This window comes from Blastococcus sp. DSM 46786 (genome assembly GCF_900109665.1).
In the GTDB taxonomy this organism is placed as follows: domain Bacteria; phylum Actinomycetota; class Actinomycetes; order Mycobacteriales; family Geodermatophilaceae; genus Blastococcus; species Blastococcus carthaginiensis.
Map to the genome: position 1 here is coordinate 1 of NZ_FOAO01000025.1, position 15301 is coordinate 15301.

At 76.5% G+C, this 15301-nt stretch carries 15 protein-coding genes; 7 read left to right on the top strand and 8 right to left on the bottom strand.

Going from position 1 to position 15301, the window contains the following annotated elements:
• Positions 1-294: 294 nt before the first annotated feature.
• The 4 genes from BMW62_RS19360 to BMW62_RS19375 all read right to left on the bottom strand — a co-directional run bounded on the left by BMW62_RS19360 (position 295) and on the right by BMW62_RS19375 (position 4857).
• On the bottom strand, positions 295-1779 hold the full coding sequence (locus BMW62_RS19360; RefSeq protein WP_091934517.1) for a phosphatase PAP2 family protein: 1485 nt from the start codon (positions 1777-1779) through the stop codon (positions 295-297).
• 74 nt (positions 1780-1853) lie between these two features.
• Positions 1854-2249, bottom strand: a complete 396-nt coding sequence (locus BMW62_RS19365) for a hypothetical protein (protein WP_139206315.1) — start codon at positions 2247-2249, stop codon at positions 1854-1856.
• Entirely contained in the window at positions 2246-2797 is a 552-nt protein-coding gene (locus BMW62_RS19370; protein WP_091934522.1) for a hypothetical protein, read from the bottom strand. The genes BMW62_RS19365 and BMW62_RS19370 overlap by 4 nt, the downstream gene beginning before the upstream one ends.
• A complete protein-coding gene (locus BMW62_RS19375; protein WP_170852469.1) occupies positions 2794-4857 on the bottom strand; it encodes a PEP/pyruvate-binding domain-containing protein in 2064 nt (687 codons plus the stop codon). Before BMW62_RS19375 ends, BMW62_RS19370 begins: the two co-directional genes overlap by 4 nt.
• A 154-nt stretch (positions 4858-5011) precedes the next feature.
• Between BMW62_RS19375 and BMW62_RS19380 the strand changes: the two genes are divergently transcribed.
• Both BMW62_RS19380 and BMW62_RS19385 read left to right on the top strand, forming a co-directional pair.
• A complete protein-coding gene (locus BMW62_RS19380) occupies positions 5012-5815 on the top strand; it encodes a TIGR02587 family membrane protein (RefSeq protein ID WP_170852470.1) in 804 nt (267 codons plus the stop codon).
• 11 nt (positions 5816-5826) lie between these two features.
• Positions 5827-6234, top strand: coding sequence for a hypothetical protein (locus tag BMW62_RS19385; RefSeq protein WP_091934528.1), 408 nt, complete (start codon positions 5827-5829; stop codon positions 6232-6234).
• Positions 6235-6292: 58 nt separating this feature from the next.
• Here BMW62_RS19385 and BMW62_RS19390 read toward each other — a convergent pair whose 3' ends face one another.
• Positions 6293-7318: an acetamidase/formamidase family protein gene (locus tag BMW62_RS19390; RefSeq protein ID WP_091934530.1), complete on the bottom strand. Its 1026-nt coding sequence runs from the start codon at positions 7316-7318 to the stop codon at positions 6293-6295.
• A gap of 190 nt (positions 7319-7508) precedes the next feature.
• On the opposite strand from BMW62_RS19390, the gene bluB reads away from it, so the two are divergent.
• The 3 genes from bluB to BMW62_RS19405 are packed head-to-tail and all read left to right on the top strand — an operon-like array spanning position 7509 to position 10527.
• Positions 7509-9203, top strand: coding sequence for a 5,6-dimethylbenzimidazole synthase (gene bluB, locus BMW62_RS19395; RefSeq protein ID WP_091934533.1), 1695 nt, complete (start codon positions 7509-7511; stop codon positions 9201-9203).
• Positions 9200-9745 (top strand): bifunctional adenosylcobinamide kinase/adenosylcobinamide-phosphate guanylyltransferase, encoded by a 546-nt coding sequence (locus BMW62_RS19400; protein WP_244524166.1) that lies wholly within the window; start codon positions 9200-9202, stop codon positions 9743-9745. Before bluB ends, BMW62_RS19400 begins: the two co-directional genes overlap by 4 nt.
• Complete coding sequence (locus tag BMW62_RS19405) at positions 9742-10527, top strand: adenosylcobinamide-GDP ribazoletransferase (RefSeq protein ID WP_170852471.1); 786 nt, start codon at positions 9742-9744, stop codon at positions 10525-10527. Before BMW62_RS19400 ends, BMW62_RS19405 begins: the two co-directional genes overlap by 4 nt.
• A gap of 10 nt (positions 10528-10537) precedes the next feature.
• Here BMW62_RS19405 and BMW62_RS19410 read toward each other — a convergent pair whose 3' ends face one another.
• The gene (locus BMW62_RS19410) at positions 10538-11563 is read right to left on the bottom strand and encodes an AraC family transcriptional regulator (protein ID WP_091934538.1); all 1026 of its coding nucleotides are present in this window, start codon (positions 11561-11563) and stop codon (positions 10538-10540) included.
• Positions 11564-11653: 90 nt separating this feature from the next.
• On the opposite strand from BMW62_RS19410, the gene BMW62_RS19415 reads away from it, so the two are divergent.
• Both BMW62_RS19415 and BMW62_RS19420 read left to right on the top strand, forming a co-directional pair.
• A complete protein-coding gene (locus BMW62_RS19415; protein ID WP_091934541.1) occupies positions 11654-13153 on the top strand; it encodes a flavin-containing monooxygenase in 1500 nt (499 codons plus the stop codon).
• A 30-nt stretch (positions 13154-13183) separates the two neighbouring features.
• Complete coding sequence (locus BMW62_RS19420; RefSeq protein WP_091934544.1) at positions 13184-14119, top strand: alpha/beta hydrolase; 936 nt, start codon at positions 13184-13186, stop codon at positions 14117-14119.
• A 48-nt stretch (positions 14120-14167) separates the two neighbouring features.
• Here the strand turns inward: BMW62_RS19420 and BMW62_RS22795 are convergent, their stop codons facing one another.
• Positions 14168-14944 carry an esterase/lipase family protein gene (locus BMW62_RS22795; protein ID WP_091934547.1) on the bottom strand — a complete coding sequence of 259 codons (777 nt, stop codon included), beginning with the start codon at positions 14942-14944 and terminating at the stop codon, positions 14168-14170.
• Positions 14945-14973: 29 nt separating this feature from the next.
• Complete coding sequence (locus BMW62_RS19430) at positions 14974-15279, bottom strand: hypothetical protein (RefSeq protein WP_091934550.1); 306 nt, start codon at positions 15277-15279, stop codon at positions 14974-14976.
• Positions 15280-15301: the final 22 nt, after the last annotated feature.

Here is a 15301-nt window from a genome sequence, read left to right on the forward strand (position 1 = left end):
GCCTCCCACACCCAACTGCGCCTGGCCCGCCACCTCGCAGCGGATCTGCGCCGGCCCTGGGAGAGACCCCTGCCTCCCGAGCGATTAACCCCCGCCCGGGTCCGACGAGGGTTTCGCCACCTCCGCGTGAAGATCCCCCAGCCGGCCAGCGCGCCGAAACCCACCCGCCCGGGCCCGGGACGCCCTCCCGGTGCCAAAAACCGACAACGCGCCACCCGCCACGGCATCGGCAAGATCACCACACGGAACCATCCCGACACCCACAACCAACAGGTCAGGGGTTAAACGGCAAGCTCAGCGCGCGGGCACCGCCTGCCGGGGGCGTGCCGTTGCCGGGTGGCGGAGCGCGCCGACCCCCGGCAGCAGGTACCGGGCGCAGACCAGGACCCACACCGTGCCCAGGACCGCCCCGGCGAGGACGTCGGTCGGGTAGTGGGCCGCGGTGTAGATGCGGGACAGGGCCGCCGCCGGGACGACCAGGACGGGGACGGCGAGGACCGCCCACCGCCACCGGCCCCGGGCCAGGGTGAGGACGAGCGCGGCCAGGGCGCCGTAGAGGGCGGCGGCCGCCGCGACGTGACCCGACGGCCAGCTCGCGGCCGTGGGCAGGCCCGAGGTGAGGTCCGCGACCGTCGGCCGGGCGCGGTCGACGGTGCGCGAGACGACGAAGTAGATGCCGAGCTCACCGGCGACGGTGACCAGCAGGAAGACCACCGGCCGCCAGCTCCCGGTGATCGCCAGGGCCAGCACCGCAAGGGTCAGCGGCAGCGCGATGACCATCGCGGTGCCCGAGAGCCGCTCCACGGCGGCGGTGACGTCGGTGAGCGGCGGGGTGCGCGCCTCGACGAACGCGTCGACGACGGCCCGGTCGAAGCGGCCGAGCCCGGTGCCGCCCAGCACGCCGGTGACCAGCAGCCCCAGCGCGATCAGCACGACCGACAGCGCGGCGGCGGCGACCAGCAGCCGGGCCGCGGTGCGGCGCCCGTCGGGCAGGGCCGGCTGCCCGGTCGGGGCGGCGCGCGGCATGACCCGCGGCTCCACTTCGAGCGGGTCCAGCGGTTCGTCGGGGTGGTGGTGATCTTCGTGCTGCCAGGCCCGGAACGCCGCCGTCGTCACGGCGAGGATCCCGGCGCCGAGGGCGTAGCCGGCGAGCACGTCGGTGACGAAGTGGACGCCGAGCGCCAGCCGGGTGAACCCGACGGCCAGGGCGAGGAGCAGGGCCGCGGCGACCACCCAGGGCCGCAGCCCGCGGCGCACCGCCGGGAGCACCAGCAGCGCCAGCGTCCCGAAGGTGACCAGGGAGACGGTGGCGTGCCCGCTGGGGAAGCTCGCGTTCGACGGGAGCTCGGAGACCGGATCGGCCACCACCGGGCGGGCGCGGTCGACGAGCGCCTTGGTGAGCGGGACCAGCACGGGCAGCGAGAGGCCGGTGACGGCGGCGAACGCGGCCAGCCGCCGCTGCCCCCGGATCAGCAGGAACAGCGTGGTCAGCGTGAAGACCAGGATCGCGGCGGGGTGCCCGCCCAGGTCGGTGACGGCTCGCAGGACGCGGACCGTCGTGGGGGAGTCCACCACCGCCGCGTTGAGCCCCGCCGCCACCTCGCCGTCCAGCGCGGCCAGCGGCGACCACTCCACCTGGACCAGCAGGAGGAGCAGCAGGAAGGGGACCGCCCCGGCGAGCAGGGCGACCAGGCCCAGGACGGCCCGCAGCCCGAAGCGGCCCAGCCCGGTGGTGCTGCGGCCGCCCTGGACGTGTGTGTGCTCCTCGACCCGGCTCATGCCCGTTCCGGGTACCCGCGCGGCGGCGGGCACACCGGGCGGCAGCTGACGATCCGGTGACGGCTGCCCCGGGCTCAGCGGCCGGCCGCGTCGTCCGGCGTCACCGTGGCGATCCGGCGGACGTCGGCGAGCAGGTGCTGCACCCGGGTGTCGCGCAGGCAGCCCCGGAGCTCGCGCCGGTCGAACTCGTCGAGCCCGGGCCGCACCCGGAAGGCGAACACCCCCGCCTCGACCTGCCGGAAGGAGTCCTCCACCACGCCGGCGTTCACCAGCAGCCGGCAGGTGCTCACCAGCCCTCGGGTCATCTCCTCCCGCACGGACGGGTCCTCCCGCACCTGCACCGCGATGACCACGTCGGTGTAGGACCCCTCCGGCTGCGGGATGTCGACGGTCATGAGTTCCGAGCGCAGCAGCAGGAGCCCGGCGACGACGACCGCGGCGCCGGCGACCCAGGCCAGCACCCGCCTCACGGCGACGTCCCGGTGGCGGCCGGCCCGAGCAGCACCCGCAGCGCGGGGTCGTCCCCGAACTCCTCGTCGCCGGCGAGGAGCTCGGCCTCGGTGGGCACCAGCGAGGTCGCCGGGAAGGCGATCTCCTCCAACTCGGTGGCCACCTCCTGCTCCACCCCCTCCCGGGCAGAGCTGCCCGCGACCCGCTCGATCAGCCAGGCGATCCCGGAGACGACGAAGCCACCGCCGAGCAGCACCGGGATGAAGATGTGCGTCCGGTCGGGATCCGCGGGCCTGAGCCAGGGGAACGGCTTGCTCTCCACGGGTGCCGCGCGCAGCCGGTCCAGCGCTCCGGGCGGCCGCGGCGCCGCGGCGGTCGCCCGCACGGTGTCGCCCACCGCGTTGAGCCGGCGCACGACCAGGCCGGTGCACAGCCCCACCAGCGTGGCGAGGAAGAGGACGCCGACCAGCAGGGCGCGGTGCCACTCCCACCGGTAGATGTAGACGAACAGGTAGGCGCCGGATCCGAGGAGCGCGACGACCCCCACCAGCCAGCTCAGCTTCTTCACGAGCCCTCCTCCTCCACGGTGCCGCTGTCCCCGTCGACCCGGACGGTGGTGCCGGGGGCGAACTCCTCCAGCGCTCCGGCGAGGCCCACGACCGTGGGCACCCCCGACTCGCGGGCGAGGATCGCCAGGTGCGCGAGCACGCTCCCGGTCTCGGCGACCAGGCCGGCCAGCCGCGGCAGCACCGGCGCCAGCGAGGGATCGAGGGTGCGCACCACCAGCACCGCTCCCTCGGGCGGGTCGTCCCCGTGGTGGACGGGCCCGGTGCCCGAACCCCCGCCGGCGCCGGTGCCGCCGGCCGCACCGGCGACCGGCACGGGGCGGGCGGTGTCGCTCATCCGGAACCGCGCGGGAAGCGGCTCACCGGGCTCCTCCTGCTCCGGCCGCAGCACCACGGCGGAGTCGTGGACGGCGGCGGCCAGGTCGGCCAGCCGCAACCCGCGGACCTCCTCCGGGCCGCCGAGCCGGCCGGTCGCGGTGAGCCGTTCGCCGAGGGCCCAGGCGGCCCGGGCGGTCACCTCCTGGAGCCACCGCACCCGCAGCCGCAGCGCCTCGCGCAGCAGCCCGGCGTCGGTCTCCTCGACCGGCGGGGCGCTGTCGGGCGGCTCGACGTCGGGCGGCAGCTGCGGGGTCCGGCAGATCTGCGGAGCGGCGAGCGCGAGCACGACCGGGTTGGCGGCGACGATCTCGGCGTCGGCCAGCCCGGCCTGCCGCGACCGCCCCAGCACGCGCAGCGCCGCGCTGACGCCGGTGAGCCGGGGGGCGTCGGGGTCGACGAGCATCCCCATGAGGACCTCGTGCGCGTGCACCGAGCGCAGCGCCGGGCCGACGCGGTGCAGCAGGGCGACCAGCTGCCGGTCGGTCAGCTCACCCAGCGGCGGTACGCCGCCGAGGGCGTGGTCGGTCGCCCCGATCACGTCCTGGGCGAGGGCCGGCAGGGCCGAGCGCAGCCGCCCCACCCGCCAGGAGACCCGCAGCCGCCGCAGCCGGGGGCGCGGGTCGAGCCGGTCGCGCAGCCGGGGGGCATCCGGCCGGGGCTCGAGCAGGTCGAGGTCGAGGGCGACCCAGCCGCCCAGGACGCTGGCCAGGGGGGAGTCGTCCACGGCGGTCCGGTCGGCGGTGCCGGCCAGCAGCAGGGCGTGCCGCAGCGCGTCGCGCAGCGGAGGGATCCACAGGTCGGCCTCCAGCGGCTGCAGGGGCTCGGGGAAGGTCTCTGCGACCGGGCCCGGCCCGAGCACCGGTCCGTGCGGACGGCCGCGCGCCTCCGCCGTGACCGGCCGGCTCTGCAGCAGCCGCAGGTGGTTGCCCTCGTCGAAGGCCCACTCCACGTCCTGGGGACCGCCGAACACCTGCGCGGTCCGGCGCGCCAGGTCGGCCAGCGCCCGCAGCTGCGCCTTCCGCAGCCGCACCCCGCCGTCGCCGCGGGTGACGTCCGTGCGGCGACCGGAGCGGTCGAGCTCGTAGCGGTCGCCGTCCACCTCTCCGCTCACCAGGCGGTCCGGCCCCCCGGTCACCGCGGCGACGACGAGGCGGTCCTCGCGTCCGGACACCGGGTCGATGCCGAAGAGCACGCCGCCGCTGCGGGCGTCGAGCAGGGGCTGGACCAGGACGGCCAGCGGCTCGCGGCCGGTGAGCGTGTCCGACCCGGTCGCGGCGGTCTCGCGGCTGGCCACGACCGTCGCGACGGCGCGCTCGAACGCCTCGGGGCCGCGCACCCCGACCACCGACTCGAACCGGCCGGCCATCGACGAGTCGCCGAGGTCCTCCACCGTCGAGCTGCTGCGCACCACCAGGGCGCGCCGTCCCTCCGCGGAGAGCTCCCGCCAGGCAGCGCGCACGTCGTCGGGCAGGGGCGAGCCGCCGGCGAGCTGCTCCACGGCCCCGGTCGTCACGACGAAGCCGGGCACGATCGGCAGGCCGCCGCGGTGCGCCCGCGCGAGCGCGGCCGCCTTCGCCCCCGTGGCCCCGTTGTCGGTGGCCGCCTCGTCGTCGAGGCGCACCACGGCGGGGCCGTCGGCGACGGGCGGGCGGCCCGAGCTGTCGTCGGTCGAGGTGGCTGGCATGCCGGGTGGGTTGCCACCGGCGGCGCCGGTAACCGCAACCGGCCCCCGACCGGCGGTTCCGTCGGGAAAACGTAACGGGGCTCGATCGTGCGCGGCGGGGTAGGGGGAGGCCCGTGGACCTCCTCCTCGCCCGCTGCCCGGGACCCGGTGCCGGGTGACCGGGATCCGCGACCACGAGCTCGCCCGTGGCGTCGGGCGGGCGTTCGGCGGGGCGCTGCTGTTCGCGCTGCCGCTGATGATGACCATGGAGCTGTGGCGCCTGGCGCACACCGTCGAGCGGTACCGGCTGGCGCTGCTGGTGGTCACCACGGTCGCCCTGGTCATCGGCCTCTCCCGCTACTTCGGCGCCGGTCCCGGCGGCGTGGGGGTCGGGGGATACCTCGCCGACGCCGGTGTCGCCCTGCTCGTCGCCGCCGTCGCCACGGCACTGGTGATGGGTGTGCTCGGCGTCGTCGACCCGATCCGCGGCTGGGAGGACGCGCTGTCGGTGACCGCGATCGAGACCCTCCCCGCGGCGGTCGGTGCCTCCTACGCCCGCAGCCAGCTGGGGACGGGTAGCCGGCGCCGGTCCCCGGGCCGGTACGGGCACGAGGTCTTCCTCATGGTCGCCGGTGCCGTCGTCTTCGCCGCCAACATCGCCCCCACCGAGGAGGTGGTCCTGCTGGCCGCGAAGATGAGCACGGTGGGCACCGGGCTGCTCGTCGTGCTGAGCCTGGTCGTGATGCACGGCTTCGTGTACACCGTCGGCTTCCGGGGGCAGGAACGGTCCACCGGGTTCGTCGGGTCGTTCCTGACGCTGACCGTGGTGGGGTACGCCGCGGCGTTCCTGGTCTCGGCCTACGTGCTGTGGACCTTCGGCCGGTTCGACGGCACCGGGGCCGCGGTGGTGGTCGGCCAGACCGTCGTGCTGGGCTTCCCGGCCAGCGTCGGAGCCGCGGCGGCGCGGCTCATCCTGTGAGGGAGGGCCCGGTGGACGAATCCGAGGAGCAGACGGCGCGGCCGGAGCGGACGACGGCGGGGGAGTACGCCCTGGGCGCCCTGGGCGGGCTGCTGGTCCTCGTCCTGCTCGGTTTCCTCGTCCAGCAGGTGGTCACCGGACGGGGGTCCGCCCCTGAGCTCGCGGTGACGGTGACGGCGGTCGAGCCGCGCGGGGACGGCTGGGCGGTCGCCTTCCGGGTGGAGAACAGCGGGGGCCGGACGGCGGAGCAGCTGGAGGTCTCGGGCTCCCTGACCCGGGGCGGCCGCGAGGTGGAGCAGGCGTCGGCCACGATCGCCTACGTGCCGCCGGACAGCCGGCGCAGCGGTGCCCTGCTGTTCTCCGAGGACCCCCGTGACGGCCGGCTCGAGGTCCGGCCGGCGGGCTACGCGTCACCGTGACCTCGGCTGCCGGGTCGCCGTCGCGGCCGCTGCCGGCACGACGACGACCCGGCGACCCTCAGCGCTGGGCGAGGTAGGCCGCGGCGGTCTGCCGCAGCCGGTCGTGGACGCCGTCGGCGGCGACGACGCCCTCGCGGCCCAGGTAGGCCTTCGCCAGCTTGGCCACCATCGTGTAGTTGGTGTCCACGACGTTCCCGGCCGGCGCCAGGCCGGCCTGGCTGACCAGCTGGTAGGCGTCGAGGGTGTCCCAGCCGGTGAGCTCGGCGGCCCAGGTGACCAGGTCGTGCTGGCTCACCCGGTAGGCATCCTCCAGCGGCCGGACCGAACCGGTCGACATGAGGAAGTCGTCGGTCTCCAGCCGCGGCCAGGCCGGTCCGCCACCCGTGACCAGGTCGACGACGACGACGGTGCGCATCGCCGCCTCGACGGCGGTACCGCACACCTCGCCCTCGCCCTGGCGGCAGTGCCCGTCACCGATCGACAGCTGACCGCCGGGGACGTTGACGCCGAAGTAGGCCGTCACCCCCGCCCGCATCTCCGGGGTGTCCATGTTCCCGCCGTGCGCGCCCGGCGTGATGGTCGCGAACGCCTCCCCACCGGCGGGCGCCACCCCCACGGTGCCGTGCATCGGGTCGAGCGGGAGCTCCACCTCCGGCCCACCGCGGCGCGGGCGGAACAGGCAGGTGCCCCGCTCGCGGTCGACCTCGTACACCCACACGACCTCCTCCAGGGGGTCGTGCAGCATCGCCGTGCTGTGCGTCGCCGTCAGCGCCCCGAAGTGCGGGAACGTCGTGGAGACGGCCCAGTCGCGGGCCGGTGCGATCTCCACGAGGTGGACGGCGAGGGTGTCGCCGGGCTCGGCGCCCTCCACGTGGATGGGCCCGGTCACCGGGTTGAGTCGCGAGAAGTCGCAGACCCGGCTGGGCAGGTCGTCGGTGCTGGTCACCCGGCCGCCGAAGCAGTCCTCGGTGGTGAGCTCGACGACGGTGCCCGGCTGCACCCGCACCAGCGGCTCGGGTGCGCCGCCGAAGACGTACCGGTACCGGTCGGGGGTCGGGGTGAGCGAGACGACGTCGAGCGTCACAGGATCTCCTCTGCGGCGGGCTCCGGCCCTCGGCCGGCGGGGACGTGCACCAGGATGGTGGACGGCCGCCGGGCGCTCCGCGAGCCGGCGGCCCCCGACCGCTGACCGGCGCACCCCTGCGGGGGAACCGGGGTCCGCGCGCACGTGCGGGCGTGCGAGGGTTCCCGGGAGACCCGATGGAGGAGTTGGCATGACCTGGCCCCGGCCGGTCCCGGTGATCGGTGACCAGACCCACGCCGCCGAGCGGGCCGCCGATCCCGCGGGCTGGGCCTTCGACGCCGCCACGGTCGAGGCGTTGCACACGGTCGTCGGGGCGCGCCGCGACATCCGCCGCTACCGCCCCGATCCGGTGCCCCCGGAGCTGCTGCGGCCGGTGCTCGAGGCCGGCCACCGGGCGCCGTCGGTGGGCCACTCGCAGCCCTGGCGCTTCGTCGTCGTCACCGAGCAGGCCACCCGTGACCGCGCCGCCGTGCTGGCCGACCGCGAGCGGCTGCGCCAGGCCGAGCTGCTCACCCCCGACCGCCGCGCCCGGCTGCTGGACCTGCAGCTCGAGGGCATCCGCGAGGCGCCGCTGGGCGTCGTCGTCGCCTGCGACCGCCGCACCCACGCCACCGGGGTGCTGGGCCGGGCGACCTTCCCCGACGCCGACCTCTGGAGCTGCGCCTGCGCGATCCAGAACATGTGGCTGGCCGCTCGCGCGGCCGGCCTGGGCATGGGCTGGGTGACGCTCTTCCAGCCGGCCGACCTCGCCGCGCTGCTGCACCTGCCCGAGGGGGTGCAGACCCTCGGCTGGCTCTGCCTGGGCTGGCCCGACGAGCGCCCGCCGGAGCCCGGGCTGGTGCGCCAGGGCTGGTCGAGCCGGGCCGCCCTGGAGGAGGTCGTGCTGCGCGAGCGCTGGCCGGCCGACGACAGCCCCGCCGCCCCGGTCAGCCACCTCGCCGGCCCGCGGCCCGAGGCGGTGGTCGCCGCGCGCGACACCGGCGACGACCTGCTCGCCGTGCCCGGGTCCCTCGGGGTGCTCGACCGCGCCGTCGACCGGGTGCTGGCCCTGCCCGGTGAGGTGCCCGACGCCGGCACGCTGGTGGTCGTCGCCGGCGACCACCCCGTCGCCCGCGCGCACGCCGTCTCCGCGTACCCGGCGTCGGTCACCGCCGACGTGCTCGCCGCGACCGGCACCGGCGATTCGCTCGGGGCCTCGACCGCCCGCCAGGCCGGGCTGCGGGTGCGCGCCCACCACGCGGTCTCCCCGGACGCGCAGGGCGACCTGCTCACCGCCGACGCCCTGACCGCGGGGGCCGCGGCCGCCCTCGTGGCGGAGGGCCGGGAGCTCGGACGGGAGCTCGCCGCCACCGGGCTGGTGTGCCTGGGCGAGGTCGGCATCGGCAACACCACGGTGGCCGCCGCGCTCGCCTGCGGGCTGCTCGGCCTGGACCCCGACGACGCCGTCGGGCTGGGTGCCGGCGCCGACGCCGCGATGCTGGACCGCAAGCGCGCCGTCGTCCGCGGCGCGCTGGCCCGCGTCCGGCAGGAGCACGGCTCCGCCGGCCCGATGACCCTCCTCGCCGCGCTCGGCGGGCCGGAGGTCGCCGTGCTCACCGGCATCACGCTCGGCGCGGCCGCGGGCGGCGCGCCGGTGGTCCTCGACGGCCTGGTCACCTCGGTGGCCGCCGCCGTCGCGGTGCGCCTGGAGCCCGCCGCGCAGACGGCGCTGGTCGCCGGTCAGCGCAGCCGCGAGCGCGGGCACGCCGCCGTCCTCACCGAGCTCGGGCTCGAGCCGCTGCTCGACCTCCGCCTGCGCGCGGGGGAGGGCATCGGCGCCGCGCTCGCCGCCCAGCTGCTGCTCACCGCGCTGCGCGCCCGGCGCACCGCCGGGCGGGTGCGGTGATCGGCCGCCCGCCCCGCCGGGCGCTGGTGCTCGGGGGTGCCCGCTCTGGGAAGTCCCGGTACGCCGAGCAGCTGCTCGTCCGCGCCCGGGACGTCGAGTACGTGGCCTGCGGCCTGCCCGCCGACGGCGGTGACCCCGAGTGGGCCGACCGCGTGGCGCTGCACCGCGACCGCCGCCCGGCGTCCTGGCGCACGGTCGAGACCGTCGACCTGGTCGGCGTGCTCGGGCAGCCGGGCCCGCCGCTGCTGGTGGACTGCCTCTCCACCTGGCTGGCCCGGGTGATGGACGACTGCGGCGTCTGGACCGGGGCCGAGGGCGCCGACGCGTGCCTGTCCGCCGCGGTCGACGACCTCGTCGCCGCCTGGGCCGGCACCCGCCGCCGGGTGGTCGCGGTGAGCAACGAGGTCGGCTCCGGCGTCGTGCCGGCGACCGCCTCGGGCCGCCGCTACCGCGACGAACTGGGCATCCTCAACGCGCGCGTCGCCGCCGCCTCGCAGCGCGTCTGGCTGCTCACCGCCGGCCTCCCGCAGCGGCTCCGGTGACGGGCGGGGGCCCGCTCGCCGCGCTCGGGGTGTTCAGCGTGCTGCCGGTCCCGGCGTCCGCGCGCGTCCCCGGCCCCGGTGTGCTGCGCTGGCTGCCGCTGGTGGGCGCGCTGCTCGGTGCGCTGGCATCCGTGCCGGCGCTGGCGGTGTGGCGGGGAGACGGCGAGGGGGCGCCGCTGCTGGCCGCCGCGCTCGTGGTCGGCTCCCTCGCCCTGCTGACCCGCGGGCTGCACCTCGACGGCACCGCGGACCTCGCCGACGGCCTGGGCAGCGGCCGGCCGGCCGAGCAGGCGCTGGCCCTCATGCGGCGCCCGGACGTCGGTGCGTTCGGGGTCGCCGCGCTGGTCTGCGTGCTGCTGGTGCAGGTGGCGGCCCTGTCGGCGGTGCTGGAGGACTCCTCGCGGGCCGCCGGCCCGGTGGGCGTCGTCCTGGCGACGACGGCCGGCCGGGTGGCGGTGCTGCACGCGGCCGCGCGACCGGCGGCGGCCGGCTCGGCGCTGGGCGTGCTGGTGGCCGGCGCCGGCTCGCCGGCGGTGCGGTGGACGGCGACGCTGCTGCTGCTCACCGCCGCGGCCGGGCTGCGGGTGCTGGCGGGTGGCTCCGCGGCCGATGCGGCCTGGGCCGTCGCCGCGGTGCTGGTCGCGCTGGCGGCCGGCGCGGGGCTCACCGCGCACGCGGCACGCCGGCTGGGCGGGGTCACCGGCGACGTCTTCGGCGCGGTCGTGGAGACCGGGACGACCGCGGCCCTGGTCGTGCTCGCCGCCGGCACGGCGTGGGCCTGACCGGGCCGGCTCACTCCCGGGCGGCGGTGCGCGCCCAGCGCCGCGGGCTGGCGCCCGTCCAGCGCCGGAAGGCGTGCACGAAGGCGGAGGCCTCGGAGTAGCCGATGCGCTCGGCGACCTCCTCGACGCTGAGCCCCACGGTCACCAGCAGCTCCTCGGCCAGGTGCCGGCGGGTCTGGTCGACGACGGCGCGGAAGCTCGTCCCCTCCTCGCCGAGGCGGCGGCGGAGGGTGCGCACGCTCATGTGCAGTTCGGCGGCGACCGCCTCCTGGCCGGGCATCTGCTGCGGGTGGCGGAGCAGCAGATCCCGCACCTGGCCGCTCAGGCCCCGGCGGGACACCCGCCGCTCGAGCAGCTCGCGGCACTGCGCCTCGCACAGGGCGGCGGTCAGCGGCGCCGCCTGGGGGAGCGGCTGGTCGAGCAGCGTGGCGTCGAAGACCACGGTCGACCGCGGCGCCCCGAACCGCGGCGGCACCCCGAACGCCGCCGCGAAGGGCGCGGGGTCGACCGGTGCGGGCAGCCGCAGCTCCACCCGCCGGGGCACGACCGGCCGGCCGAGGGACTCCCGCCAGAGCTGCAGCGCCGCCGTGGCGTCGCGCAGGAGGACGAACCGCCGCACGGGCTCGGGCAGGTCGAGGTCGTCGAAGAAGAGGCGGAGCTCGCCGTCGTCCTCGACGGCGCTGACCCGGGTGAGCGCATAGGTCAGGTCGAGGAAGCGCATCGCGACCTCGTGCCCGGCGCGGAGGGTGCGGCTCGAGAGCAGGGCGAAGCCCCAGATCCCGTAGGTGGCCAGCCGGTAGCGGCCCCCGGCGGCCAGACCGCCGTCCTCGGGCAGCTCCGCGGCGAGCGCGGCCACCAGCCGGACCTCCTGCTCGGCGCTGATCTCCGCTCCCGGGTCGGCCAGCTGCACCTCGGTGATGCCGGCCCCGGCGAGCAGCCGACCCCGCGGGAGGCCGTGCTCCTCGCCGAGCGCGCACAGCAGCGCTGCGCTGCCCGTGCCCCGGGCCGTGGCGTGGGCGGAGTTGGCCGAAATCATCAAGGTGCGGCCGATTGTGCCATGGCTCACACCGACCCCCCGAGGCTACGTTCGCGCCAGTGAGCCAGATCACCGAGCGAGGGGGGAGTCATGACCGCGACGCTGGAGCAGCCAGTCGTCTCACCCACGACCGAGCACGTGGACGTGCTCGTCATCGGCGCCGGCATCTCCGGCATCGGGGCGGCGCACCACCTGAAGGAGCGCTTCCCCGACCGGTCCTTCGCGATCCTCGACGCCCTCGACGACCGGGGCGGCACGTGGTGGACCCACCGCTACCCGGGGGTCCGGTCCGACAGCGACCTGTTCACCTTCGGCTACCGGTTCAAGCCGTGGCGCGGCGCCTCGATCGCCACCTCGGCGGAGATCCTCTCCTACCTCGACGAGGTCATCGCCGAGGACGACCTCGCCGGGCGCATCCGCTACCGGCACCGCGTGACGACCGCGAGCTGGTCGTCGGCCGAGCGGCGGTGGACGGTGCAGGTCGCCCGGGAGGACACCGGCGAGGCGCTCACCCTCACCACCGACTTCCTGTGGATGTGCCAGGGCTACTACGACCACGGGCAGCCCTACCGGCCGGAGTGGCCGGGCATGGACCGGTTCCGCGGGGTGGTCGTGCACCCGCAGCAGTGGCCCGACGACCTCGACCACGCCGGCAAGCGCGTCGTCGTCATCGGCTCGGGCGCCACCGCGGCGACGATCGTCCCGGCCGTGGCCGAGACGGCCGCGCACGTGACGATGCTGCAGCGGTCCCCGACCTTCTTCTTCGCCCGCCCCCGCACGCACGAGCTGGCCGAGACGCTGCGCGCGCTCGACGTGCCCGACGACTGGACCCACGAGATCCTCCGCCGGGCCTACATCGCCGAGGGCGACGAGATCACCCGGCTGTCGTTCGAGTCGCCCGACGAGCTGCGCGAGATGCTCATCGAGGCGATGCGTCCCCTCCTGCCCGAGGACTTCGACATCGCGAAGCACTTCAGCCCGACCTACCGGCCGTGGCAGCAGCGGCTGGCCCTGCTGCCCGACGGCGACATGTTCGCCGCGATCCGGGAGGGGAAGGCGTCGGTCGTCACCGACACGATCGAGACCTTCACCGGGACCGGCATCCGCACCTCCTCGGGCGAGGAGCTGGCGGCCGACGTCGTCGTGACCGCGACCGGGTTCGACCTGTGCCTCTTCGGGGGTGTCGCCTTCACCGTGGACGGCGAGCCGGTCGACTTCACGCAACGGGTCACCTGGCGGGGCACGATGATCAGCGGCGTGCCCAACATGGCCTACGTGTTCGGGTACTTCCGCGCCAGCTGGACCCTGCGCGCCGACCTGGTCAGCGAGCTCGTCTGCCGGCTGCTGGCGCACATGGAGGAACGCGGCGCCACCACGGTCGTGCCGACGCTGCGCCCCGAGGACGAGGACATGCCGTTGCGGCCGTGGGCCGATCCGGAGAACTTCAACTCCGGCTACGTCATGCGCTCGGTCGACCGCATGTTCAAGCAGGGGGACCGCGAGCCCTGGACCCACCTGCTGGAGTACGCGGAGGAACGGACGGCGCTGCCCGCCGTCGACCTCGACGACAAGTCCCTCGCCTACCGCTGACCGCCCACTTCCGACAGATCAGGAGCCCACGTGCCCGTCGACCAGAACATCGCCGCGATGCTGACCATGATGGAGCAGGCCGGCCTGCCGCCGATGTACGAAGGCACCCCCGAGGCCGGGCGGGCGCTGTACCTGGCGCTGACCCACGGCGCCCGCACCCCCGAGCAGCTGGTGCCGGTGGGGTCCACCGAGGACCGCACCGTGCCCGGCGCCGTGGGGGACCTGAAGGCCCGCGTCTACCGCCCGGAGGGCGAGGGACCCTTCGCGACCGTCGTCTTCTTCCACGGCGGCGGCTGGGTGATCGGTGACCTCGACACCCACGACAACATGGCCCGCAGCGTCTGCCGGGGCAGTGGCGCCGTCGTCGTCGCCGTCGACTACCGGCTGGCCCCGGAGCACCCCTTCCCGGCGGCTGCGGACGACGCCGTGGCGGCGGCGCGCTGGATCGCCGCGCACCTCGAGGAGTTCGGCGGCGACCAGCGGCTCGGCGTCGCCGGGGACAGCGCCGGCGGCAACCTCTCCGCCGTGGTCGCCCAGGCCCTGCACGCCGACGGCACGCCGCTGGCGGCGCAGTTCCTCATCTACCCGGCGGTCGACGCCGAGGGGGAGTACCCGTCCCGGATCGAGAACGCCAAGGGCTACTTCCTCGAGAAGGACACCATGGACTGGTTCTACGGGCACTACGCCGAGGGCTGGGACGACGCGCTGGATCCGCGCCTGTCGCCGCTGCACGGTGCCGACCTCGCCGGTCTGCCGCCCGCGGTGGTGGTCACGGCCGAGTACGACCCGCTGCGCGACGAGGGGGAGGCCTACGGCGAGGCGCTGCGCGCCGCGGGCGTGACCGTCGACGTCCGGCGCTACGACGGCATGATCCACGGCTTCTTCGACATGGGCACCATCTCGCCGGCGGCGCAGCAGGCCATCGAGGAGACCAGCGCCCGCTTCGGCGAAGTGCTGCGCGGCTGAGCCACCCGACCGGTCGCGGGTCCCGTGCCCCCGGACCCGCCCGGTCGGTCATCCCTCCGGGAAGAGCGTCCGCAGCCCGAACCGGTCGGGCCGCCGGAAGGGCCGCCAGGCGCCCCGGGGCTGGGCCAGCCGGTCCGCGACGACCCACAGCACGGCCGGGTCCACCCCCATGCCCAGGTGGCTCGCGTGCACGGCGACGTTCTCGCTGGTCGGCCCCTCCTGCTGCAGGCAGCTGCGCCAGTCGACGACGCCGTCCCACCGCGAGTAGACCGAGGTGCTCGGAACCGGCAGCGAGGGGGCGGGGCGCACGTCCTCCACCGCCCGCAGCCGCCGGTACTCGCCGTACATGCCGGCGCCGGAGGCGGCGCGGCGGGGCCGGGCGGGCGCCGCGGCGAAGGGGGAGCCGAGGGAGACGACCTGGCGCACCAGCCGGGGGGAGCGCTCGGCCAGCCGGCGGGCGAAGATGCCGCCCAGGCTCTGCCCGACGATGCTCACCGGCCCGCCGTGCTCGTCGGCGAGCCGCCGCACCAGGTCGCGGACGCCGTCCACCACCTCGGGCCGGGGGCCGTGGTTTCGCCCGAGGTCCCAGCCCACCACCGGGTAGCCGAGGCGGCGCAGCCAGCCGCGCAGCGTCCGGGTGGAGACGTCGGAGGCGAGCCAGCCCGGCAGGACGACGACCGGGTGCGGCTCGCCGCGCGGTGCCCGGCGCAGCAGCGGGGCGCCGACGGCGAGCGCGCCCGCGCTGACCAGCGCGCGGGCCGGTTCGGTCAGCGCCAGCAGGTCGTCGGTACGGGCGGGGCGGGGGCGCCCGGACGGGGTGCTCACCCGGGCTGCATGCCCGCGCGGGGGCGCGTTCAGTGGGCCGGCGGGAGCACCCGCGGGACGAACACCTCGTCGACCGGTCGCGGGCCCACGTACTGGCGGCAGGTGCAGGGCACCCAGCTGTGCCCCGACCAGCGCCCGCGCTTGTCGTAGGTGTCGCGGCGCAGCTCGGCGTAGCAGGTGTTGGCCGCCGTGTCGTGCTGGCTGAGCGTGTGGCCGCAGCCGCACAGCGGCGTCACCGGCGGGGGTGGGGCGCCGGCCCGGTTCCGGCCGAGGCGCCCGGCCAGGAAGCCGGCGCCGAGCAGCCCCGCACCCACCAGCAGGCTGATCGGGTCCATCTGCGTGCACCTCCCGCGCGAG

Excerpts from the sequence above, each read along its gene's own strand:
- BMW62_RS19360 (WP_091934517.1), bottom strand. The coding sequence starts at position 1,779 with ATGAGCCGGGTCGAGGAGCACACACACGTCCAGGGCGGCCGCAGCACC.
- BMW62_RS19375 (WP_170852469.1), bottom strand. The coding sequence starts at position 4,857 with ATGCCAGCCACCTCGACCGACGACAGCTCGGGCCGCCCGCCCGTCGCC.
- bluB (WP_091934533.1), top strand. The coding sequence starts at position 7,509 with ATGACCTGGCCCCGGCCGGTCCCGGTGATCGGTGACCAGACCCACGCC.
- BMW62_RS19410 (WP_091934538.1), bottom strand. The coding sequence starts at position 11,563 with ATGATTTCGGCCAACTCCGCCCACGCCACGGCCCGGGGCACGGGCAGC.
- BMW62_RS19415 (WP_091934541.1), top strand. The coding sequence starts at position 11,654 with ATGACCGCGACGCTGGAGCAGCCAGTCGTCTCACCCACGACCGAGCAC.
- BMW62_RS19430 (WP_091934550.1), bottom strand. The coding sequence starts at position 15,279 with ATGGACCCGATCAGCCTGCTGGTGGGTGCGGGGCTGCTCGGCGCCGGC.